This window comes from Burkholderia sp. BCC1988 (genome assembly GCF_905339895.1).
Taxonomy (GTDB): domain Bacteria; phylum Pseudomonadota; class Gammaproteobacteria; order Burkholderiales; family Burkholderiaceae; genus Burkholderia.
Genome location: NZ_CAJPHA010000001.1, coordinates 133189 through 156021, shown reverse-complemented (window position 1 = coordinate 156021; position 22833 = coordinate 133189). Strand labels below are relative to the sequence as shown.

Here is a 22833-nt window from a genome sequence, read left to right as displayed (position 1 = left end):
CAACCATAACGAATACCCATGGAGGCGACTCATGCTGATCGGTGTGCCGAAGGAGATCAAGAATCACGAATACCGCGTCGGCCTCACGCCGGCCGGCGCACGTGAACTCACGCGACACGGCCATCGCGTGCTCGTGCAGCGCGGCGCGGGCACGGCAATCGGTCTGCTCGACGACGACTACACGGCCGCCGGCGCCGCACTGTGCGACGACCCGCGCGACCTCTTCGCGCGCGCCGACATGATCATCAAGGTCAAGGAGCCGCAGGCGGCCGAGTGCGCGATGCTGCGGCGCGGACAGATTCTTTATACGTATCTGCATCTCGCGCCCGATCCCGGGCAAGCGGCCGCGCTCGTGAAGTCCGGCGCGGTCTGCATCGCGTACGAAACCGTGACGGGCCCGGGCGGCGGACTGCCGCTGCTCGCGCCGATGAGCGAGGTCGCGGGGCGCATGTCGATCCAGGTCGCGGCAACGCACCTCGAAAGCCCGCGCGGCGGCCGCGGGGTGCTGATGGCCGGCGTGCCCGGCGTGCCGGCCGCGCACGTCGTGGTGCTCGGCGCGGGCGTGGTGGGCACCGGTGCGCTGCAGATGGCGGTCGGCCTCGGCGCGCGCGTCACCGTGCTCGACACGAACGTGGGCCGGTTGCGCCAGCTCGATCTGGTCTTCGCGAACCGGATCGCGACCGTCTGCTCGAACGCGCATACGATCGACGAAGCCGTGCGCGACGCCGACGTCGTGATCGGCGCGGTGCTCGTGCCGGGCGCGTCGGCGCCGCGGCTCGTCACGCGCGACATGATCGCGACGATGCGCACGGGTGCCGTCGTCGTCGACGTCGCGATCGACCAGGGCGGCTGCTTCGAGACCTCGCATGCAACGACGCATGCGCAGCCGACCTTCGTCGTCGACGGCGTCGTGCATTACTGCGTCGCGAACATGCCTGGCGCGGTCGCGCGCACGTCGACGTTCGCGCTGAACAACGCGACGCTCGGCCATGCGCTCGCGCTCGCCGACAAGGGCTGGAAACGCGCGATGGCCGACGACCCGCATCTGCGCGCGGGCCTGAACGTGTGCGACGGCCACATCACGTACGAGGCCGTCGCGCTGGCGCTCGGGCTGCCGTACGTACCGGCAGAGGACGTGCTGGCCTGATCCTGGCGTGCGCGCGACCGCGCACGCGCGCCGTCACGCGCCCTTCGGGCGGCCGCGCTTCGCCGCGGTGCTTGTGCCGCTTGTGCCGCTTGTGCCGCTTGTGCCGCTTGTGCCGCTTGTGCCGCTGGCGCCGGTTGTGCAGGTTGTGCCGCTTGCACCCATCGTGCGCGCCAGCAGCGGCCGCAGTTGCGCGAGCGTGCGCGTGTTGAGCACGTCCTGTCGCGTGAGCCACCCGCGCCGCGCCTGGCCGATACCGTATCCAAGATTGTCCAGATCGTCCGCGCACCGCGCGTCCGAGCCGATCGCTACCGCGACGCCGGCCTTGGCGGCCTCGCGGCACCAGACGTCCGGCAGGTCGAGCCGCCGCGGGTCGCCGTCGAGTTCGACGAAGCAGTGGCGCGCGGCGGCCGCGGCGAGCACGCGCGGCACGTCGAGTTCGCATGCGTCGCGTTCGCCGAGCAGCCGGCCGGTCGGATGCGCGAGGATCGTGAAATACGGGTGATCGATCGCGCGCAGCAGCCGCTCGGTCTGCGCGTCGCCCGGCAGGTCGAAGCGGTCACGTACCGCGCCGACGACGAGGTCGAGCCGGCCGAGCACGTCGTCGGCCACATCGAGGCTGCCGTCCTCGCGAATGCCCGCCTCGACGCCCTTCAGCAGCACGAAGTCGTCGAATGACGCATTGAGGCGGTCGATCTCGTCGATCTGCCGTACGAGCCAGTCGGCATCGGTACGGCCGCCGCCGGACTCCGGCATGCGATCGGTGACGGCCAGATACGCGAGCCCGCGCGCACGCGCCGCGTCCGCTATCGCGCGCAGGCTGTCGCGCCCTGCCGACGCGTCGGTATGCGCATGCAGATCGCCATGAACGTGCTTGCGTTCGACCAGCGCCGGCAGCGCGCCGACGCGCGACGCGTCGATTTCGCCGCGGCCCTCGCGCAACTCGGGCGGCACCCAGTGAAGGCCGATCGCCTCGTAGACGGATGCCTCCGTCGCGCCCGCGATCCGCTCGTCGCCGCGGAATACGCCGTATTCGTTGATCTTCAGCCCGCCGGCCTGCGCGATCCGGCGCAGCGCGATGTTGTGCGCCTTCGATCCCGTGAAGTAGACGAGCGCCGCGCCGAACGCGTCGGCGTCGACGACGCGCAGGTCGACCTGCAGCCCGTTGCCGAGCACGACGCTCGAACGCGTCTTGCCGTTCGCGAGCACGCGTGCGACCTCGCCGTAGCCGACGAACGCGTCGGCCACGGCGGCCGGATCGCGTGCGGTCACGAGGATGTCGAGATCACCGACCGTCTCCCGGCAGCGGCGAAAGCTGCCGGCCGGCACCGCTTCGCCGACGCCGCCCACCTTGCGCAAGCGCTCGAGCAACGGCATCAGCGATTGCGCGGCATCCGGCAGCAGAAAGCGCTGCGGCTCGCGCTTCAGGCGCTCGTCGAGCGCGTCGAGCAGGTGCGCTTCGGTCTTCGCGCCGAAACCCGGCAGCGCGCGCACGTGCCCGCTCTTCGCTTCGACGCGCAGTTGCTCGAGCGAGTCGACGTGCAGCGCGTCATGCAGCGCCTTGACGCGTTTCGCGCCGAGCCCCGGCACGTCGAGCAGTTCGACGATCGCGCCCGGCAACGCATGGCGCAGCGTTTGCTGCAGTTCGCAGGTACCGGTCGCGGCGATCTCGCGCAGCTTCGCCGCGAGATCGGCACCGATCGATGGAATCCGGCCGAGATCGCTGCCGCTCTCGATCATCGCCGGAATGTCGCGCCCGTAGTCGGCGATCGTACGGGCCGCGTTGCGGTAGGCACGCACGCGGAACGGGTTGGCGCCCTGGATCTCGAGCATGTCGGCGATTTCGGTGAAGACGGCCGCGCACTCGGCATTGTGGATCGGCATGATCGGCGTGGCTCCCTTCCACGTGGATGGCGCCGTGCGCCGGCGTGCCGGCGTCGGCCCGCCCGGCGCCGCATGTCGACGGCGGCGGGTGCCCGTTGGTCATCCTGCGCCGATTGCCCGTGTCGTGCCGCGCGGGGCTCGCTGCTTGCGTGGCCCCTGCACCGACGTCACAGCGATGCGCGCGGTGTCGTCGCGTAGCGCCGCTCGTATATCGACTGGCAATGCGTGCAACGCTCGGCGGTCGGGCGCGCGAGCAGTCGCTCGTAGCCGACCGGCGCATCGCAATCGATGCACTCGCCGTAGCTGCCGTCGCGCATGCGCTGCTGCGCGCGCCCGATCGCGCGCAACTCGGCCAGCTTCATCCCGATCAGCGCGTGATCCATGTCGACGAACAGATCGGCATTGGCCTCGTCGCCCTCGTCCGGCGCCGCGCCGGCAAGCTCCGCATAGGACTCCGACGCGCGCTGGTCCTCGCTCGTCCGGATCTCCGCACGCAACGCCTGCTCGCTCTCGGTCAGCCGTCGCTGCAGCGTCTGCCGTTGTTCTCGATCGAGCGCCATCGCCGTCCCTCCTTTTCCGGGTTCCGCGCAATGAGGCATGCGGCGCGCGGTTGTCGCGCCGGTGCACGGCGGGCCGGGATGCCCGGCTCGTCGTGCCCGGATGCGCGTCCGGCCACATGAAGTGCGGGACGCATTCGACGCAGCATAAACCCAATGCACACGCATGTGTTGACCGGCGTCAGCGCCCCCATCGCGCATCAGAAACCGGGGACTGATGCGAAAACCTCGCGGGGCAGCATTCGTCTGACGCAGCCCCCGTTGAGGTCGATCAATCCCCTGTAAAAAGTTGCGTCGTAGATTGAGAGCATGCGCGGCGAATCCGCGGCTTTCCGGGAGAACGTCATGTTGTTCGGCGTCGTCATCTGGGTGGCCCTTGCGGCCCTGTTCCCGACAATGGTCGTGCCGACGATCCAGCACGCCATCCAGCCGTCGAGCGCGCAGGCCGCGCCCGACGCCAGCCCCGCCGTCTCGCCCGCTGCGTTGCCGGCAGCCGCTCAGCCGCCGGCGCACAGCTGAAGCGCGGTTGCGGGACGCGTCGTATCGAGGCCGGAAGCACGAGTCGACGCTCGATACTTCGCACTCCTCTTCATCAAAACGCGTTGCGCCCGACGAAGCCGCGCACGACCGTCATCAGGATGATCTTCATGTCGAACCAGAAGCTCCAGTTCTGCATGTAGAACAGGTCGAACTTCACGCGCGCGGCCATCGCCTCGACCTTGCGTGTCTCGCCGCGATAGCCGTTCACCTGCGCCCATCCCGTGATTCCCGGCCGGACGCGATAGCGATACATGTAGCAGTCGATCAGTTGCCGGTAGAAGTCGTCGTGTTCGATCGCGTGCGGACGCGGGCCGACCACCGACATCTGGCCGAACAGCACGTTGAAGAACTGCGGCAACTCGTCGAGCGACGTGCGTCGCAGGAACGCGCCGACCGGCGTGATGCGCGCATCGTTGCGCGAGGCCTGTCGCACGACACCGGGCTGTACGCGATGCACGCGCATCGTCCTGAACTTGAGGATATGGAACTCGCGCCCGTCGGCGCCCTTGCGGCGCTGCCTGAACAAGACGGGCCCCGGCGACGACAGCTTCACCGCGATCGCCAGCGCCGCGAGCAGCGGCAGCAGCGGAATCAGTACGGCGCCGGCGAACAGCCGGTCGAACGCGAACTTTGCCCACAGTTCCGGCGCGGAACGCGGCGTGGTCGCGAGGTTGATGGCCGGCATGCCGAGCACATCGGTCGCGGATCGCTCGACGACCGCCATCTGCCGCACGTCCGGCAATAGCCGCAGCTCGACGAACTCGTCGCGCAGTTCGCGCACGATGCGCTGGATGCGTGACTCGTGCGACATCGGCAGCGTGAGCCACACTTCGTCGATCTCGCCGCCGCGGATCATGCGCCGCAACGCGACCCAGTCGTCGATCACCGGCACGCCGCCGATCCCGTCAGTCGTGGCCGCGGCCGGTGCATCGTCGTCGAACACGCAGGCAGCCGCGAACGGCCCGGCCGGTTCGAGCTGCATGCGCTCGATCGCCACCCGTCCGTAAGCGGTCGCCCCGACGACCGCAACCCGCCGCTGCCGCGCGCGCGGATCGCCACGCTTCATCGCCAGCGCGCAGAGTGCCAGCCTGCCGAGCAGCAGTGCCGCGTCGCCGGACAGCACCGTCCGCGCGATCCAGCGCGTCGTGACCGTGCCGCCGCGGTTCATGATCCACATCGTGCCGGCCACCGTCAGCGTACCCACGCACACGACGGCCACCACCGTGCGCGTCAGCACGGCACCGCCGTCGTGCGGCGACGCCGCGCCGCGCGTCACGCGCACGCTGCGCGGCAACAGCGCGACGGTCAGCACGCACAGCAATGCGACCGTGCCGCGCTGCGCGTCCGACAGATCGTGCCACGCGAGCCCCATCGCAGCCTGCGCGGCGAGCGCACCTGCCAGCACCAGCGCAACATCGACCGCGGCGATCGCGGCGCGTCGCATCGCATTCGTTCCACCCGCCATCGCATGCATCGTCACACACCGTGCGCGGGGAAACCGCCGTGCAGGTCCTGCATGCGCGGCCGCACCGGCAACGCACGCGCGCCGGCCCGCGTGCCGAGCAGCCGGCGATAGTCCGCGCGAATCAGCTCGTAGCACTCGCATGCCTGGCGCTCGAGACCGTCGCGATCGAGCACGGTGATGCGGCCGCGACGCTGACGGATCAGCCCGGCTTCCTGCAGGTTGCCGGCCGCTTCCGTCACGCCTTCGCGACGCACGCCGAGCATGTTCGCGATCGTCTGCTGCGTGACGGCCAGTTCGTCGCCGTCGATCCGGTCATGCGCGAGCAGCAGCCAGCGGCTCAACTGCTCGCTGACCGAGTGATGCCGGTTGCACAACGCGCTGCGCGAAATCTGCGCCATCGTCGCCTGGCAGTAGTTCAGCAGCAGCCGATACGTCGCCGGCGAACGTTCGAATTCCGAGCGCATCACGCAGGTCGGCACGCGGTAGGCCATCCCGCCGATCCGGACTTCGACGCGATTCGATACCGCGGTGCCGCCGACGAGCGTCGCCAGGCCGACCACACCTTCGCGGCCGACCACGGCGACCTCGACCATCGCTCCGTCCTCCATCAGGTGCTGCACCGACATCATGGCGGTGGTCGGGAAATGCAGGTGGCGCATCGGTTCCCCGACACGGTCGAGCATGCCGGCCTTGATCCGGACCAGTTCGAGGTGCGGTGCGATGGCACGGATGCTGTCCTCCGGAAGGGCATCGAGGATGGCATTCGCCGAATAGCTCGAGTGAAGATGAAGCATGTCTGTATCCCTTTTATCGTCCGCGCCGCATGCAGCCGCGTCAGCGGAATTCGTTATCGCGATGCGCGCCCGGACGGCGACGCGGGTTGCGGCCCACAACCCTCGATCCAATCGACCCACGGCGTCTCGCCGCTGGATCGAATCGGCAGTCCCGTTTCGACACGCCCGTTTCGATAAGCGATTTACGTGCCAATACCCGCTCCATCCTTAATATATAAATGACTTGCGATTTAGCGCCCCCGAATAGCCGGTCGAAAACCGCAAAAAACGTCTCATTTCCGGACACCCGCTTGCGTCGCGGACGCAGCCGGCAATTCGACTGATCATTGGGCGCGGGGCCGGCAGTGGAACCGGCAGCGGCGCGGGAGTCTTATCGTTCAATAACTTACAGCCGGTTTTCAATTGTTTCCATGATGTCTCAAACGGGCCAGAGTCGCGTGCCGCACGCTCGAATGGTCGTTTGAAACTGTCTCAAATATGAATCGCCGGATTAATTTACAACACTGTAATCAAACGCACATATCTCACGCAACACTATGATTCAATTAATAAATCATACCTGCGAATCTCAATTGTCAAATAATGTTCAATGCATTCTAGATAATTTTCTTGTACGATGCACTCCGTTGCCGGATTGATTCTCGATCAGCACCGAATTCGCGATTCACCCTCCAGTGCAATTAATTCATACGAAGACGATCTTCAAATACCTATAACCTTTTCATTTACCCCGAATCGTCAAACATTGTGAAGTGACGTAATGCGCAATTTATCGAATTGAATTGCGTGCTAGCCTTTTTCGCCATCGGCATTCGAATTTCTATGAACACGAATCCGCACGTGCGTGCTAAATCCCCGTGGATGGCGCCGCGCGATGTGCGATCGCTCCCTACGAGGATCCGCCGTGACCCACCAGGCCAATGACGCCGTCGCCCACGCGAGCGGCATGATCGAGCTTTCCCACAGCTTCGACGCCAACCGGTTCGTCGCGGCCCTCGACCGCGACGAACGCGCGACGCTGATTGCCAACCTCCAACTCGTTCACCTGAAATCGGGCCAGGTGCTGTGCGAACCGGGTGAAATGCTCAACGCGGTCTACCTGCCCGTCACGACGGCGATTTCGCTGCAGTACGTGTCGTCCGGCGGCATGACGCTGGAAGTGGCCGAGATCGGCAGCGAGAGCGTCGTCTGCGACGACGTGATCGGCGGCAGCGGCCGGATGCCGTGCCGTGCCGTCGCCTGCCGCGACGGCTTCGTCTACCGGCTCGACCGGCGCATCTTCGCCGCCGCGTTCGACGCGTCGCCGGTGATTCGCCATCTGGTGTTCGTCTGCGTGCGGCTGCTGATGGCCCAGGTCTCGCAGATCACGTTCTGCAGCCGACATCACGTGCTCAAACATCAGTTATGCAGATGGTTCCTGCTCGCGTACGACCGGTCGCGCAGCATCGAGATCCAGATCACCCACAGCATGCTCGCGCAGATGCTCGGCGTGCGGCGCGAGACGGTCACGGATGCGGCCGGGGAGATCCAGAAACTCGGCCTGATCCGTCAGTACCGGAGCTCGATCGAGCTTGCCGACCTTGCGGGCCTCGAGAAAATGTCGTGCGGCTGCCGCGCGATCGTGCGCGACGAGATGAAGCGCATCCTGTCGGCCGACTCGGGCGTGAGCGCCGCGGCACGCGCGTGATGCGCACGGCGTGCCGGCGCACGCGTGCGACGCGAGTCAGCCGATTGTAGGGTGGCGAACAGAACGCCGGGCGTGCGAATGGTCTACTGATGCCGGACTGCCGGGGGGATGTCAGCGCGCTGCGCGCGTCCGCCCTTGCGGACGACACCTCACACGCCGGAGCAGCACGTGAAAAACGAAATCAGAACCATCCTCAAGCACGTCGCCCACCTCGAAGCCGCGATCGACTCGATCGGTGACGGGGATGACCTCTACGAAGCGGGCCTCTCCTCGCTCGATACGATCCAGCTGATGCTCGCGATCGAGAAGCAGTTCAACATCGAGATTCCCGACGAGATGCTGAACCGCAATCTGTTCCGCAGCGTCGACGCGCTCGCGGACACGATCGCGACCCTGCAACGCGCCGAGCATTCCGCATGAGCGCGCTGCTTCCCGAACTCGCGGCCGACGACGAACCACGCCGGCTCGACGAGGCCGCGCACGCCGTCGCGCAAATCGCCGCCCAGCACGCGGATGCGGTCGACCGGGACGCACGCTGCCCCGTCGAGGCGATCGAGGCCATGCGTGCGCGCCGCCTGCTGAGCGCAATGGTCCCGACCCGGCTCGGCGGCGCCGGCGCGTCGCTGGCCGACGTCGCATCGGCATGCTCGATCCTCGGCCAGGCCTGCGCATCGTCGGCGATGGTGTTCGCGATGCACCAGATCCAGGTGGCCTGCATCGTCAATCACGCGGCCGACCAGGGCTGGCACAAGCTGTTCCTGCAACAGCTCGTGCGCCATCAGTGGCTGCTCGCGTCGGCGACGTCGGAGGACGGCGTCGGCGGCAACCTGCGCGCGAGCCAGTGCGCGCTCGAGACCAACGGCGGCGAATTCCGGCTGCACAAATCCGCGCCGACGATCTCGTACGGCGACTACGCGGACGGCATCCTCGCGACCGCGCGGCGCGACGCCGACGCGCCGGCGTCCGAGCAGGTGCTCGTCACGGTGCTGCGCGACGGCTATACGCTCACGCGCCGCGGCGAATGGGACACGCTCGGCATGCGCGGCACGTGCAGCAACGGCTTCGTGCTCGATGCACAGGGCACGACCGTGCAATGCCTGCCCGTGCCGTTCGCGCAGATCGCCGAACAGACGATGGTGCCGGTTTCGCACATCCTGTGGGCGGCGGTGTGGATCGGCGTGGCCGGCGACGCGTTCCATCGCGCGCACCAGTTCTTCCGCACGCAGGCGCGCCAGACCGACGGTGCACCGTCACCCGCGTCGCGGCGCATCGCCGAATCGCTTGCGCTGATGCAGGCGATGCAGGCCCGCGTCGACAGCGTGCTGCGCCTCTATGCCAGCGCGTCGCCCCGCTCGTGGTCGGCCGGCATGGCCTGGGCCGCCGAGATCAACACGCTGAAGACCTATGTGTCGTCGACCGCGCTCGAAGTCGCCCAGCAGGCGATGATGATCTGCGGGATGGCCGGCTACAAGCACGGCACGCCGTTCAGCATCGGCCGCCACCTGCGCGACCTGCACGCGGCGCCGCTGATGATCAGCAACGACCGCATTGCCGCCAATACCTCGAGCCTGCTGCTCGCACTGCGTCCCGCGACGCTGGAGAAACATTCGTGAACGATCGCCTCTCCGTGCCTTCCGCCGCCACCCCGTCCGACGCGCCGCTCGACCGCGCGGGCGTCAATCCGCTGCGCGACGAGCTGATCGATGCGGGCCTGCTCGTGTCGACCGGCATCCAGGGCCTGTTCGGCCGCAGCGAGCGGTTCGAGCGCGTCGTCGAAGCGCTCGACGCGTTCGTCACGCGCCTCGGCGCCGACCAGCAGGCCGAAGTGCTGCGCTTCCCGCCGGCGATGAGCCGCACCGAATTCGAGCGCAGCGAATACATGAAGAGCTTCCCGCAACTCGCGGGCAGCGTGCATGCGTTCTGCGGCGACGAACAGCGGCACCAGCGCGTGCTGCAGTGCCTCGACCGCGGCGAGGACTGGACCGAAAGCCAGAAGCCGACCTACGTCGTGATGACGCCGGCCGCCTGCTATCCGGTCTATCCGGTCGTCGCGCGCGCCGGTGCGCTGCCCGGCGACGGCCGCATCGTCGACGTGTTCTCGTATTGCTTCCGCCACGAGCCGTCGCTCGACCCGACCCGCATGCAGCTGTTCCGGATGCGCGAATACATACGCATCGGCACGCCCGAGCAGATCGTCGCGTTCCGCGCGACGTGGATGGAGCGCGGCACACGGATGATCGAGGCGCTGCAACTGCCGAACGCGATCGATCTCGCGAACGATCCGTTCTTCGGGCGCGGCGGCAAGATCGTCGCGAACAGCCAGCGCGAGCAGAACCTGAAGTTCGAGCTGCTGATCCCGATCGAGCACGACGACCGCCAGACCGCGTGCCTGAGCTTCAACTACCACATGGATCACTTCGGGCTGCTGTGGGACATCCGCACCGCGACGGGCGACGTCGCGCACACGGGCTGCGTCGGCTTCGGCCTCGAGCGGCTGACGCTCGCGCTGTTCCGTCATCACGGTTTCGACCTCGACGCATGGCCGGCCGACGTTCGCGACGTGCTGTGGGGTACGCGATGAAATTCGTGTCCCGCGACGGCGAGGACGCGTCGTTCGAGGACGTGCGCCACCGCGCACGCCACTATCGGCCGCACCCGCTGCACAGTCAGGAGATGGTCTGGAAACAGACCAACTGCTATGTCGACATGTGGCTCGAGGTGCTCCGCTGGTGGGGCCTCAACCCGTACGCGGCGCTGCCGTTTACGATCGCGCTCGACTTCGAGGGCGACCAGTTCACGTTCTTCAAGTTTCCGCACGACGAACTGGAGCGGCTGTACGGCATCGTCGTGCAGGAACACTCGATCTACGAGCCGCTCGACCAGCACATCGAGACGCAGGTCGCGCGCGGTCATCTGATGATCGTCGAGGTTGACGCGTGGTTCCTGCCGGACACGCGCGGCAGCAGCTACCGTACGCAGCATACGAAGACGACGATCGGCATCGACTCGATCGATCGCACGCGCCGCCAGATCGGCTACTTCCACAACAGCGGCTATTACGTGGCCGAGGACTTCGACTACAACGGGCTCGTCGGCGGCTGTTCGCCGATGCCGCTGCCGCCGTACGTCGAGTGCGCGAAGCGGCGTTTCGCACCGCTCGACGAGCGCGCGCTGTGCGAGGTCTCGCTCGCGTCGCTGCAGCGGCATCTGCGCCGGCTGCCGGTCGTCAATCCGGTCACGGCGTTCCGGCGCCAGCTGCAGCTCGATGCGAAATCGCTCGCCGATTCCCCGCTCGAACGCTTCCACGCGTACTCGTTCAATTCGGTGCGGCAACTCGGCGCGAACTTCGAACTGTTCGGCCATTACGCGCGCTGGCTGCAGGCGAGCGGCTGCGTCGGGCCGTTCGCCGAGATTCGTACCGCCTGCGACCGCATCGCGTCCGAGGCGATGGTGCTGGAGTTCCGGCTGGCGCGGGCGTGTGCGCGCGGCAAGGAAGAGCGCGGCGACGCGACGCTCGAAGCGATCGAAGCGGCTTACGCCGACCTGATCGACTGCGCGCGGCAGATCGCCCCGCCGCTGCAGCACGCGGCGCCCGTGCGCGTCGACGCGGCCGCCGTGCCGTTGCTGCGGTGACGCGCGCGCATGCCGCGCTCGCGTGGTCGCTGCTCGCCACGCCCGCGAGTGCCGCGCGCGGGCCGCTCGATCTTCCCGCCGACGGCTGGATCGCCGCCCCCGTCCCCGGCACGGTCGCGCAGGCGCTCGCGCTGGCCGGCCGGGCCGACGATACCGCGTCGCTCGACGAGCGCGACCACTGGTATCGCGTCGAACTGCACGGGCACGGGCCGCGCGTGCTGCGCTTTCACGGCCTCGCGACGCTCGCCGAGGCATGGCTCGACGACACGCCGATCCTGCGCTCGGACAGCATGTTCGTCGCGCACGACGTGCCCGTGTCGCTCGACGGCACGCACCGGCTGACCGTCTGCTTCCGCGCCCTCGCGCCGCACCTGCGCGATGTGCGCGCACCGCGCCGCGCACGCTGGCGCACGCGGCTCGCCGAACCGGCGACGTTGCGCACCGTTCGCACGTCGCTGCTCGGGCATATGCCCGGCTGGTTTCCGCGCTGCGTGCCGACCGGTCCGTGGCGGCCCGTCGACGTGCTGGACCCTGCCGACGGTCCCGTTCTCGTTCATTGCGACCTGCACGCGCGCATCGACGGCGATACCGGCTGGCTCGATGCGGAACTCGCGTTCGCCGGGCCGCTGCCCGATGCGTTTGCAGCCCGGCTGTCGTGCGGCGAGCACCACGCGACGCTCGAACGCCGCGGCGCCGACCGGCTCCATGCGACCGTCGCGGTGCCGAACGTGCGCCGCTGGTGGCCGCACACGCATGGCGAACCGGTGCTTTACGACGTCGCATTGCACATCGGTGCCGAACGGCGGCCGCTCGGCGCGACGGGCTTTCGCACGATCGAACCGGACGCGGGCGACGACGGCAAGGGATTCGGGTTGCGCGTCAACGGCGTGCGCGTATTCGCGCGCGGCGCATGCTGGAGCAGCGCCGCACCGCTCGCGCTGCACGCGGACGACGCGACCTATGGCCGCCTGCTCGGATACGCGCGCGACGCCGGCTTCAACATGATTCGCGTCGGCGGCACGATGACCTACGAGGCCGACGCATTCCATGCGTGGTGCGACCGGCTCGGACTGCTCGTCTGGCAGGACTTCATGTTCGCGAACTTCGACTATGCGCTCGACGATCGCGCCTTCGCGGACGCCGTCGGTCGCGAAGCCGAACAGTTCCTCACGCGCGTGCGCGCGTCGCCGTCGCTCGCGGTGCTGTGCGGCGGCAGCGAGATTGCGCAGCAGGCCGCGATGTCGGGGCTCGGGCCGAAGCAGCGCTTCCTCGAACTGACCGCCGAGCGCCTCGCCGACCACGCGGCGGCACGGCGGCCCGACGCGCTGTACGTCCCCGACTCGCCCGACGGCGGCGTGCTGCCGTTCATGCCGCGCGAGCGTGTGTCGCACTATTACGGTGTCGGCGCGTACCTTCGCCCGCTCGACGACGCGCGTCGCGCCGACGTGCGCTTCGCGAGCGAATGCCTCGCGTTCGCGAACGTGCCGTGCGATGCGATGCTCGCCAGCCTCGGCTGGCCGGGCGTGCACGAGCCGCGGTGGAAAGCGGCCGTGCCGCGCGACCCCGGCACGTCGTGGGATTTCGACGATATTCGCGATCATTATCTGCAGACGTTGTACGACGTGGCGCCCGACCGCCTGCGGCGCGAGGATCCGTCGCGCTACTTCGAGCTGTCGCGCGCGGTGATCGCGGACCTGATGCGGGACACGTTCTCGGAGTGGCGGCGCACCGGCTCACGCTGCGCGGGTGCGCTCGTCTGGCAGTTCCAGGATGTGATGGCGGGCGCCGGATGGGGCTTGCTCGATGCGGCGCATCGGCCGAAATCGGCGTGGTATGCGCTGCGCCAGGTACTTCAGCCCGTGCAGGTCCTGCTCGTCGACGAAGGGCTGAACGGGCTCGACGTGCACGTGATCAACGAGCGGCCGGCGCCGCTGTCGGCGGCCGTCGAGCTGGTCGCGCTGCGCGACGGCCGCACGCCGCTCGCGCGTGCCGGCGCTCCGGTCCGGATCGCCGCGCACGACACGGTGCGGCTCGATTCGGCCGAATTGCTCGGCCGCTTCTTCGACTGGACCTACGCGTATCGCTTCGGCCCGTGCGAGCACGATACCGTCGTCGCGACACTGCGCGCCGACGACGGCACGCTGCTGTCGCAGGCGTTCTACTTCCCGTCCCGCACGCACCCGGCCGTGTTCGCCCGACGCGAGCCCGGCATCGACGCATGCGTGTCGCGCACCGGCGACACGTGGCACGTCGACATCGGCACGCGCCACGTCGCACGTCACGTGCAGATCGATGCACCGGGCTTCGTGCCGCGCGACGACTGGTTCGATCTCGCGCCCGGCACGCCGGCGCGTGTCGAGCTCGTGCCGCTCGCGAACACCGGCGGCCATGCTGCCGCCGGCGCGCCGCCGACCGTCGAAATCCGCGCGGTCAACGCCGCGCGAACCGTGTGTGCGGCGTTGACCGGCTGACGCGAGCCGGCGCGGGACCCGGATCACGCACGCGCACACGCTCGCACGGCCGCACCGCGCGCGTCAGTCCGACGAGCCCGTGCCGCGCGGCCGCTCGATGCCGTACGCTTCCATCCAGCGATAGAGCGTTGCACGCGACACGCCGAGCTCGCGCGCGGATGCGGCGACGCGTCCGCGCGTGCGCAGCAGCGCGGTTTCGATCGCTTCGCGCTCGATCGACTTGCGGATGTCGGCCACCGACGGCGACGCCGCGTCGAGACAGTATTCGAGCTCGAGGTCCTGCGCGGTGATCAGGCGCCCTTCCGTCATCACGACCGCGCGCCGCACGCGGTTGATCAGTTCGCGCACGTTGCCCGGCCAGTCATGCTTGTAGAGCGCCGTGATCGCATCCGTCGAAAAGCCGCGCACGCGATGGCGCGCGTCGCCGCGAAAGCGTTCGAGCATGTGATGCGCGAGCAGCTCGATGTCCTTGCCGCGCGCGCGCAGCGGCGGCTGGTCGATGCGCATCACGCAAAGACGGTGGAACAGGTCCGCGCGGAAACGCCCTTCTTCCATCGCTTCGCGCAGGTCGACGTGCGTCGCGGAGACGATCCGCACGTCGACCGGCACCGGGTCGCTGCCGCCGAGGCGATGAATCGCGCGCTCCTGCAGGAAGCGCAGCAGGCTCGCCTGGCTCTCGTGCGGCAGGTCGCCGATTTCGTCGAGCAGCAGCGTGCCGCCGTTTGCGGCCTCGACGTAGCCGATCTTGCGCGCGTTCGCGCCGGTAAACGCGCCGCGCTCATAGCCGAACAGTTCCGATTGCAGCAGGTGGGGCGGGATCGCTCCGCAGTTGACCGCGACGAACGGGCCGTTGCGCCGTTCCGAATGACGATGGATCGCGACGGCCGTCAGTTCCTTGCCGGTTCCCGTCTCGCCGAACACGAACACGGGCGCGTCGGTGCGCGCGAAGCGCCGCACCGTATCGAACAGCCGCAACATCGCGCTGCAGGTGCCGACGATACCGTTCTCCTGCGATTCGAGGCATTCCCGATCGCGCGCGAACAGGCATTCCATTCCGTACGCATGGCCGACCGTATCGGCAATGCGTTGGTGCGACGCGGGCAACGTGATGTAGTCGAAGCAATAGTCGCGCAACAGCGCGCGCACGTTCGGCGAGGCGGTCTGGCCGGTCTCGACGAGTGCGACCCACACGACGTCGCGCATCGACGCGCAGGTCGACGCGATGCTGCCGATCGCGTCGGCGTGACCGCCGCTCAGGTCGAGGATGCCGCAGGTGATTTCGCCGGAGGTATCGCGCAATTCGCTCGCGTGCGCGACGACCGTCACTTTCCAGTCGCGTCGCGCGAGTTCCTTGCGCAGCATGACGGACGGCGTCTGGGTCCAGTAAATCAGAGGACGCTGCCCGGTAATCCTCTCCCCGCCGGCGCTCTTATCGCGCGTTATTGGCATATTCATAGCGAACCATCACTTTCTCCACTCCGCGAACCGTTCGCGTGCGCTGCGGCCGGCGGCGCATGGCCACCTGTCCGCGCCGCGTTTCCGCAGCTTTGGCGAAGATCGAAACTGCACACGGCGAGAGCCCCCGGAGGTCGAGCCGGATGTCATCCGGCCTCGTTGTCATCGAACTCGAAGGGAACGCGCGGCCGCGGGAGCCGCGGCGTTCCGACTTTCATACGACGCGCCGTCAGGCGGAGCGCGTCGGCAAACGGGATTTCCGTCCGCATTTGCGTCGCGTCGTACACGACAGCCGCGCCCGATGCTGAACCGGATGGCCGCCACCCCGCTTTCGGAATGGTGGCCTCATTTCATCCGTTCCTGAATCTACACCCCGTATCGAGATGGCCTTGTTACTAAAAGATAAAATCGATTCAGCCGATTACGCTGCCGCCCCGGCGCGCGCGGCGCGCGTTTAGCGCCTCAGATTTGATTATCCACGACCATTCCCGTCAATCAGTGCCAAATACCACTTTTCTGCAAGATCGGCGCCTTCCATTGCCCGCGATTCTCGCTTGAATCGCGCAAATAATCCGGGAAGCGTTTTGCATCCGTGGATAATCGCGCGCCCCTGCGACACCGCCATCACGCATCGAACGCGGGCGAACCGCGCGTGTTCGTTACAACATCGTAACGAAGCAGCCGGTCGTGCCGTCCGTCTCCTGACGCGATGCAGCATGGCGTCCATGCGTGTCGCGCCGCCAACGATCGCTGCCGACAGGCCGGCGCGACGGGCACTGTGCTGGTGCAGGGCCGCATGCAGCGCGAAAGCACCGGGCAGCGCACCGTCGCAAGTATGCGCGTGTTGGCCGGCGCGTCGAAACGATCGCGTCCGGATGAAGGATGCGCGCATCGCGAGGACATCGACGATGCGGCAGATGCTGGCCTGCGAGCAACCGGTCGCGATGCGCGGCCGACCCGCCGTGAACGATCGCAATCTCAAGTACGGCCCCCGATTCTTCAATCGCGTTCGATGCAGACTGCCCGCTGCGCGGTTCGCAGCGGACAGTCGCGACGAATCAATTATGGGAAAGCCGGCATGCGGCCACTGTGTGATACCGCACAGTGCCCCGCTCACGTCACGGCCCGTTTCGCGCTGCCGGCATCGCCCGCACGAAACGGGCATAACGAGAGTGTGAGTATGCTTTCGAACAGACCGGCGCGCCCCGCATCCGCATCATGGACATCGGCGAGCCGCACCGGACAAACGCGTTCATGCGGCTCGGCGTGCTGAAGGCTTCACACGAGGACCGCATCATGGAATGGCATTGTTGTGAATTCGAACATCTGAGCGCCGTCGATCTCTATGCAATCCTGCGCTCGCGCAACGCAGTGCTGGTGGTCGAGGATGCGCATACGCATCTCGACATCGACGGCAAGGATGCGCATGCGCTGCACGTGTTCGCGTGCATGCACAAGGGTGACACGACGGAAGTCGTCGCCTACGCGCGCGTGCTGCCCGGCGACGACGCCGATCCGGACGTCGTGATCGACAAGGTGCTGACGAGCGAGGCATGTCGCGACGACCGCACCCTCGAGCAACTCATGCAGCGCGCGCTCACGGCCGCGCAGGCCGCATGGCCCGACGTGGCGGTTCGCACGCACGTTCCCGCACAACGCCAGGACTTCTATAAGCGCTTCGGATTCCGAAAGGCATACGGTCCCTATCTCGAACAGGGCGCGCCGTTCGTCGGTCTCGTCCGGCCCGCCGACCGCGCCGCCGGCGCGCTGCGTCAGCTGCTGTCCCGGACCGTCTCGCCGCCGCGATCGCGCAACGAGGACACGCGCGTCGACGGCCGCGCACACAACCGGCTGCCTGCCGATACCGGAGCCAATCGATGAACGCCAACCTTCGCCCGGTTCCCGATCCCGAGCTGCCCTGCGTCCTGCCCGTCATACTCGCCGGTGGTTCCGGCACGCGCCTCTGGCCGCTGTCGCGCGAGCAGTATCCGAAACAGCTGATCGAGCTGACCTCGAACGAATCGCCGCTGTCGGCGACCGCGCGCCGCCTGAACGGCATCGCGAACGCGGCGCTCGGCGACACGCTGCTGCTGGTGTGCGGCGAACAGCATCGCATCATGAGCGCCGCGCAGGTGCTCGGGCGCGCGGCCCCCGCCCGCATCCTGCTCGAACCGGCCGCGCGCAATACGGCGCCCGCGCTGACGCTCGCGGCGCTCGACGCCAGCGTGCTCGCGGACGATCCCATCCTCGCGGTCATGCCGGCCGATCACGTGATCGGCGACGTCGCCGCATTCCAGGAAGCGGTCGGCCGCGCGGCGCGCTACGCGCAGGAAGGCGCGATCGTCACGCTCGGCGTGCTGCCGCGCCGCGCGGAAACCGGCTACGGCTACATCCAGGTCGGCGAACCGCGCGCCGGCCGCCTCGGCGGACAAGGCGGCTATGCGATCGGGCGCTTCGTCGAGAAGCCGAACGCGGCGCTCGCCGAGCGCTACCTGCATTCGGGCGATTACTGGTGGAACAGCGGGATTTTCGTCACGCGCGCATCGACCTGGCTGAAGGCGATCCGTGCGCTCGCACCCGACATCCATGCGGCCTGCGACGCGGCATGGCGCGCGGGCACCGCCGAGCATCCGTTCTTCCGGATCGACGCGGCGGCCTTCGACGCGTGCCCGTCCGACTCGATCGACTACGCGGTCATGGAGCGCCTCGCGGAGAGCCCCGAACTCGGCATCGAAGGGATCGTGGTGCCGCTGTCCGCAGGCTGGTCGGACGTCGGCACCTGGGATGCGATCTGGGAAATCATGCCGAAGGACGATCAGGGCAACGTCGCGCGCGGCCCGATCGTGTTCGAGGACACGCAGGACAGTCTCGTGCGCTCGGAGGGCCGGCTGATTGCGTGCGTCGGCATGAAGGACGTCGTCGTGATCGAGACGCCCGATGCGGTGCTGGTCGCGAACAAGCACGACGTGCAGCGCGTGAAGAACATCGTCGCGCGCCTGAAGACCGAGCAGCGCCCGCAGGCGAGCGAACACCGCAAGGTGCAGCGGCCGTGGGGCCACTACGATTCGATCGATCTCGGCGAGCGGTTCCAGGTGAAGCGGATCGTCGTCGAACCCGGCAAGCGGCTGTCGCTGCAGATGCACTATCACCGCGCCGAGCACTGGATCGTCGTGCGCGGCACCGCGAAGGTCACGCGCGGCAACGAGACCTTCCTGCTCAGTGAAAACGAATCGACCTATATCGCTGTCGGCGAGGTCCACCGCCTCGAGAATCCCGGCCGGATTCCGCTCGAGATCATCGAGGTGCAGTCGGGTGATTATCTCGGCGAAGACGATATCGTGCGGTTTGAGGATCAGTATGGGCGGGCGGTCGATGCACTCCCGCCGAAACCCGCCCCGCATTCGTCACCGAAAACACACGCGCAAGCCACCGAGCCAGACACCGCTCGATAAGCGCGTTTGGGTGTGCCGTTGCGCGCGTCAAAGCCAGGCGCGTGCGGCGGAACAGCCTGTCGCGTTTCATGCCAGAACCTCGGACACGCTCGGCACGCGACCAACTCGGCCTCGGCTGTCCAATGTAAGCCATCGCACCCAGCATTTCGTGTATGCATAGCACAATGCTTCAGACACATGGAATCAGGCGTCCTCGAGCAAATACTCATGAATACCTGATGTGGGATTTCAGGCTGTTTTTACCGATCGCAAAGTATTCTGCCCATTTACATACCTGCCTTGAATCGATCGGACCGAGCCGTCGACCACGTAGGTATATCGCGCGACTGACCCACGCAGAACGAATGGAAGTGCCGGATCTTTCTCCCATCCATTCATTCAGTAATGCAAATTTTTTAAATAAATCCGTCGAATGGATTGATCGTCATCGGCATCGCGATTCGTCGGATATTCGTTTCTACGGTCGAACAGGCAGCCCCGAAGATGACTAGACAAAATATCGTTCACATTGTCGAAGCGTTCGGCGGCGGAGTACTTTCGATGCTCGTCCATCTCGCTAACCACGCAGTAGCAATGGGCGTCGACGTGACTGTGCTGCACTCCATCCGACCAGAAACGCCGGCCGATTTCACAACGCTCTTCCAGCCCGGCGTCAAACTCGTCTACGTCGAAATGGCTCGAGAAGTCAGTGTTAGGAAAGACCTGCTCAGTGTTCGCGCGCTGGCCCGCATCCTTCGCGAATGCCATCCGACCGTAATCCATCTTCATTCGTCAAAGGCTGGCGTGCTGGGGCGGGCAGCGGCAAAGATGGCTGCGACTGGCGCGAGGGTGCTCTATTCCCCGCATGGGCTTTCCTTCTTGCGCTCCGATGTTTCCCGTTTGAAGCAGCTCGCCTACTTGAGCTTCGAGCGAATGGCAGCTCTCCTGGGTGGAACCATTGTCGCCTGCTCGGACAGCGAACTCAGGGAGATCCAAGGAAGGGTTCGAGCGAAATCGGCGGTGCTGGTGGAAAACGGCGTGAACGTCGTCGAAATTCCTTCGCGTCAGGCTCGTGGGGATCAAAAAATTGTGGTCGGAATGAGTGGTCGCGCCTCGTTTCAGAAAAACCATCAAGCCTTCGTGCAACTGGCGGCCGAGCTGCATTGCTCCGACGTGGAGTTTCTGTGGATAGGCGGCAACCCCGACGACATTCCGGATCCTCAAGAAAGTCAGACCATTGTCTGCAGCGGCTGGGTGACGCGCGCACGCGCGCTCGAGTTGGCATCCGGACTGGATATCTACGTCCAGACATCCCGCTGGGAAGGCATGCCTGTCGCACTGATCGAAGCGCAGGTCGCAGGCCTACCCGCCGTCGTGACGGACGTCGTCGGAAACCGCGACGTGGTTATTCACGGCGTGACCGGATATATCGCGTCAAGTGCCGACGAGATGGCACGGTATGTGGCCATGCTCTGCGACAACCCGCAACTCCGGGAGCAAATGGGGGAGTCGGCCAGAAAATTTGCACTCCTTCGGTTTTCCATGAGCTCCATATTCCGACAGTGGCATGCCATTTACGGACTGAACACGACCACACGTCGCGCAGACGCGCTGTATTTCGAAGATGCTGCTCCTGATCAGGTCAAGGCCTGACAAGTTGCTGAAATCGGGAACGGTGCCAGCCAGCCCCGACGACAACACATTCGAGACATCGCGTGCATGACCTTGACCTAATGAACCGATGCACGCCATGGACGAGAGGCAAGAACCGCTGTCCGGCACAATCTGCGCGAAACTTGGCCGCGCGTCGACTTCACCTGATTTGACATGAGAAACTTCAAAGAGACAAAAAATCTCGTATACAACGGCCGATTCACCACTCAAAAGACGACGGGAGTACAACGAGTCGCGCGTGAGTTGATCGCCGCCCTGGTCAGGGTGCAGCCGCAAGATTCCGTGACCGTCCTGGTTCCCCCGCATACCGACGCAGCGGTGAGCGGCGCCAGGACGATCAAGCTCGGTTTTTCCAAAGGCGTGATCTGGGAACAACTGGCACTACCTCTTTTTGCACGCCGAGACCGTATCGTCAACCTAGGCAATTCTGGTTCCATTTTCCTCGGCAAGCAGATCATCTATATGCATGACGCAGCGGTGTTCGACACCCCTGCGCACTTCTCCCGGCTGTTCCGGGTGTGGTACCGGATCATGTTCTGGATTCTTGCGCGTACGTCCATCTGCGTGTTGACTAACTCCCGCTTCTCGCGCGATCGCCTCGCTCACCATTGCGGTGTTTCTACGAAAAAAATCAGCGTCGTACCACTTGGCTCGGACCATCTCGACGCCCTGGAACCGGACACGACCGTATTGAACGAACTCTCGCTCAAGCCGGGTCGGTTCGTGCTCGCAGTCAGCAGCATGAATCCCACCAAGAACTTCGGCCGGATGATTGCGGCATTTCGACAAATCAACGATCCGTCAGTAGATCTGGTCATCGTCGGCATGCGCAATGCCGCAGTTTTCGGAACGCAGGATGATATTTCAGCGATCGAGCCGAACGTCAAGTACGCCGGATATATCAGCGATGAGAGGCTGAAGTCGCTGTATCAAAATGCCGTCTGCTTCCTCTACCCGTCGATCTACGAAGGCTTCGGCATTCCGCCGCTTGAAGCAATGCGACACGGCTGCCCTACCCTGGTGGGGAGATCCGCGGCCCTACCCGAGGTCTGTGCCGATGCAGCACTTTACTGCGACCCCTATTCAGCTAACGATATTGCAGAAAAATTGCGAAATTTGCTTGATTCCGCCGAACTCAGGGAAGATCTGAAACGCAGAGGATTTTTGCACGCCGAGCAATACCGCTGGTGCAAAAGCGCGGAAATGATGACCAGAATATTCAACACGCTTTAAAGCAGTCGATATCGGATGCGTCTGTATTCGTGGTCGTAGCCCCGGTCGGCGTGGACGCGGGCAGGACGGCTCAGAGGCTGACCACGCACCCCGCCGCGCCGATCGGCACGATGGCCTCGATCAGCGGAACCATTTGGGTGACGTCGTTACGATTGACGCCGGTCAGGATTGCCGCGATCGGCGTTCCGTTGGCGTCGGCGGCAATGTGGTGCTTCGACCCGGGTCGCGCTCGATCGGTGGGGTTCGGGCCAGCTTGTCGCCCGCCCCAACCGCACGAATCGACGATGAGTTGACGACCACACGGGAGAAGGCGATCTCCTCGGCTGCTCGCCGTTTCGCCAGCAGCACCGCGTGCAGTCGATTCCACACGCCGGCAGGCTGCCAATCGCGCAGCCTGCGCCACCACTTACGCCCGAGCCGCATTCCATTTCGGACGGCAAGTCGCGCCCGCGAATGCCCGTCTTCAGCACAAATAGGATGCCCGTCGGCACGGCTCGATTTGGTACAGATTTGCGCCCTCGTACTTGAGGCTGAAGGCAGATGTGGCTCGATTAGTTTCCGCAACTCATCGCCGATGATCGGCTTGCCGATCGCCCTGATCCGGTTGTCACGACGGCTCAGGCTAACAGCTTGTAGAAAAAGTTAAGTTCGATGCGGAATTCCGGGGAACGCGGCGCGGATCTTGAGGAAGAAGTGCCTCTCGTCGCAGTACCCGTAGCCCATGCGAGCCCGAGCGCGGGTTCCGAGCATCACTCGCCGGCTGGCCATGAGTATTCAATCGCGGCACGATACAAGGGCGACCGCGGCAACCACGACGCTGCCGCCGGATCACTTCGCCCCATTCGCCGAAGCGACGATTGGACGT

The 22833-nt window shown here is 66.2% G+C and carries 17 protein-coding genes and 1 pseudogene; 12 read left to right on the top strand and 6 right to left on the bottom strand.

Annotated elements, in window-relative coordinates; genetic code table 11:
• Positions 1 to 31 precede the first annotated feature (31 nt).
• A complete protein-coding gene (ald, locus tag U4012_RS00640) occupies positions 32 to 1147 on the top strand; it encodes an alanine dehydrogenase (protein WP_044842956.1) in 1116 nt (371 codons plus the stop codon).
• A 33-nt stretch (positions 1148 to 1180) separates the two neighbouring features.
• On the opposite strand, the gene polX is transcribed toward ald, so the two are convergent.
• Both polX and U4012_RS00630 read right to left on the bottom strand, forming a co-directional pair.
• On the bottom strand, positions 1181 to 3028 hold the full coding sequence (polX, locus tag U4012_RS00635; RefSeq protein ID WP_321795261.1) for a DNA polymerase/3'-5' exonuclease PolX: 1848 nt from the start codon (positions 3026 to 3028) through the stop codon (positions 1181 to 1183).
• A 167-nt stretch (positions 3029 to 3195) separates the two neighbouring features.
• Positions 3196 to 3588 carry a TraR/DksA family transcriptional regulator gene (locus tag U4012_RS00630; RefSeq protein ID WP_044842954.1) on the bottom strand — a complete coding sequence of 131 codons (393 nt, stop codon included), beginning with the start codon at positions 3586 to 3588 and terminating at the stop codon, positions 3196 to 3198.
• Between the two features lie 342 nt (positions 3589 to 3930).
• Between U4012_RS00630 and U4012_RS00625 the strand changes: the two genes are divergently transcribed.
• Positions 3931 to 4104, top strand: a complete 174-nt coding sequence (locus U4012_RS00625; protein WP_185640812.1) for a hypothetical protein — start codon at positions 3931 to 3933, stop codon at positions 4102 to 4104.
• Between the two features lie 73 nt (positions 4105 to 4177).
• Here the strand turns inward: U4012_RS00625 and U4012_RS00620 are convergent, their stop codons facing one another.
• Both U4012_RS00620 and U4012_RS00615 read right to left on the bottom strand, forming a co-directional pair.
• On the bottom strand, positions 4178 to 5569 hold the full coding sequence (locus U4012_RS00620) for an undecaprenyl-phosphate glucose phosphotransferase (RefSeq protein ID WP_321795257.1): 1392 nt from the start codon (positions 5567 to 5569) through the stop codon (positions 4178 to 4180).
• A 32-nt stretch (positions 5570 to 5601) separates the two neighbouring features.
• The gene (locus U4012_RS00615) at positions 5602 to 6384 is read right to left on the bottom strand and encodes a Crp/Fnr family transcriptional regulator (RefSeq protein WP_124484962.1); all 783 of its coding nucleotides are present in this window, start codon (positions 6382 to 6384) and stop codon (positions 5602 to 5604) included.
• A 904-nt stretch (positions 6385 to 7288) separates the two neighbouring features.
• Between U4012_RS00615 and U4012_RS00610 the strand changes: the two genes are divergently transcribed.
• The 6 genes from U4012_RS00610 to U4012_RS00585 all read left to right on the top strand — a co-directional run bounded on the left by U4012_RS00610 (position 7289) and on the right by U4012_RS00585 (position 14175).
• Positions 7289 to 8071, top strand: coding sequence for a Crp/Fnr family transcriptional regulator (locus tag U4012_RS00610; protein WP_193759904.1), 783 nt, complete (start codon positions 7289 to 7291; stop codon positions 8069 to 8071).
• A 168-nt stretch (positions 8072 to 8239) separates the two neighbouring features.
• On the top strand, positions 8240 to 8491 hold the full coding sequence (locus U4012_RS00605) for an acyl carrier protein (protein WP_044842951.1): 252 nt from the start codon (positions 8240 to 8242) through the stop codon (positions 8489 to 8491).
• Positions 8488 to 9684 (top strand): acyl-CoA dehydrogenase family protein, encoded by a 1197-nt coding sequence (locus U4012_RS00600; RefSeq protein ID WP_124519607.1) that lies wholly within the window; start codon positions 8488 to 8490, stop codon positions 9682 to 9684. Before U4012_RS00605 ends, U4012_RS00600 begins: the two co-directional genes overlap by 4 nt.
• The gene (locus U4012_RS00595; protein ID WP_044842949.1) at positions 9681 to 10652 is read left to right on the top strand and encodes an amino acid--[acyl-carrier-protein] ligase; all 972 of its coding nucleotides are present in this window, start codon (positions 9681 to 9683) and stop codon (positions 10650 to 10652) included. The genes U4012_RS00600 and U4012_RS00595 overlap by 4 nt, the downstream gene beginning before the upstream one ends.
• On the top strand, positions 10649 to 11704 hold the full coding sequence (locus U4012_RS00590) for a DUF1839 family protein (RefSeq protein ID WP_321795250.1): 1056 nt from the start codon (positions 10649 to 10651) through the stop codon (positions 11702 to 11704). The genes U4012_RS00595 and U4012_RS00590 overlap by 4 nt, the downstream gene beginning before the upstream one ends.
• Positions 11701 to 14175, top strand: coding sequence for a glycosyl hydrolase 2 galactose-binding domain-containing protein (locus U4012_RS00585; RefSeq protein ID WP_321795248.1), 2475 nt, complete (start codon positions 11701 to 11703; stop codon positions 14173 to 14175). The genes U4012_RS00590 and U4012_RS00585 overlap by 4 nt, the downstream gene beginning before the upstream one ends.
• A gap of 63 nt (positions 14176 to 14238) precedes the next feature.
• On the opposite strand, the gene U4012_RS00580 is transcribed toward U4012_RS00585, so the two are convergent.
• Positions 14239 to 15630, bottom strand: a complete 1392-nt coding sequence (locus U4012_RS00580) for a sigma-54 dependent transcriptional regulator (protein ID WP_321795246.1) — start codon at positions 15628 to 15630, stop codon at positions 14239 to 14241.
• A 1296-nt stretch (positions 15631 to 16926) separates the two neighbouring features.
• Between U4012_RS00580 and U4012_RS00575 the strand changes: the two genes are divergently transcribed.
• The 4 genes from U4012_RS00575 (at position 16927) to U4012_RS00560 (ending at position 21968) form a co-directional block, all read left to right on the top strand.
• Positions 16927 to 17511 carry a drug:proton antiporter gene (locus tag U4012_RS00575; protein ID WP_321795991.1) on the top strand — a complete coding sequence of 195 codons (585 nt, stop codon included), beginning with the start codon at positions 16927 to 16929 and terminating at the stop codon, positions 17509 to 17511.
• Positions 17508 to 19082, top strand: a complete 1575-nt coding sequence (locus U4012_RS00570; RefSeq protein WP_321795244.1) for a mannose-1-phosphate guanylyltransferase/mannose-6-phosphate isomerase — start codon at positions 17508 to 17510, stop codon at positions 19080 to 19082. The genes U4012_RS00575 and U4012_RS00570 overlap by 4 nt, the downstream gene beginning before the upstream one ends.
• A 483-nt stretch (positions 19083 to 19565) precedes the next feature.
• Positions 19566 to 20714: a glycosyltransferase gene (locus U4012_RS00565; protein ID WP_321795989.1), complete on the top strand. Its 1149-nt coding sequence runs from the start codon at positions 19566 to 19568 to the stop codon at positions 20712 to 20714.
• A gap of 174 nt (positions 20715 to 20888) precedes the next feature.
• The gene (locus tag U4012_RS00560) at positions 20889 to 21968 is read left to right on the top strand and encodes a glycosyltransferase family 1 protein (RefSeq protein WP_321795242.1); all 1080 of its coding nucleotides are present in this window, start codon (positions 20889 to 20891) and stop codon (positions 21966 to 21968) included.
• Between the two features lie 17 nt (positions 21969 to 21985).
• Here U4012_RS00560 and U4012_RS00555 read toward each other — a convergent pair.
• Positions 21986 to 22559: pseudogene (locus U4012_RS00555) on the bottom strand (IS5 family transposase); the annotation flags it as partial.
• Positions 22560 to 22833: the final 274 nt, after the last annotated feature.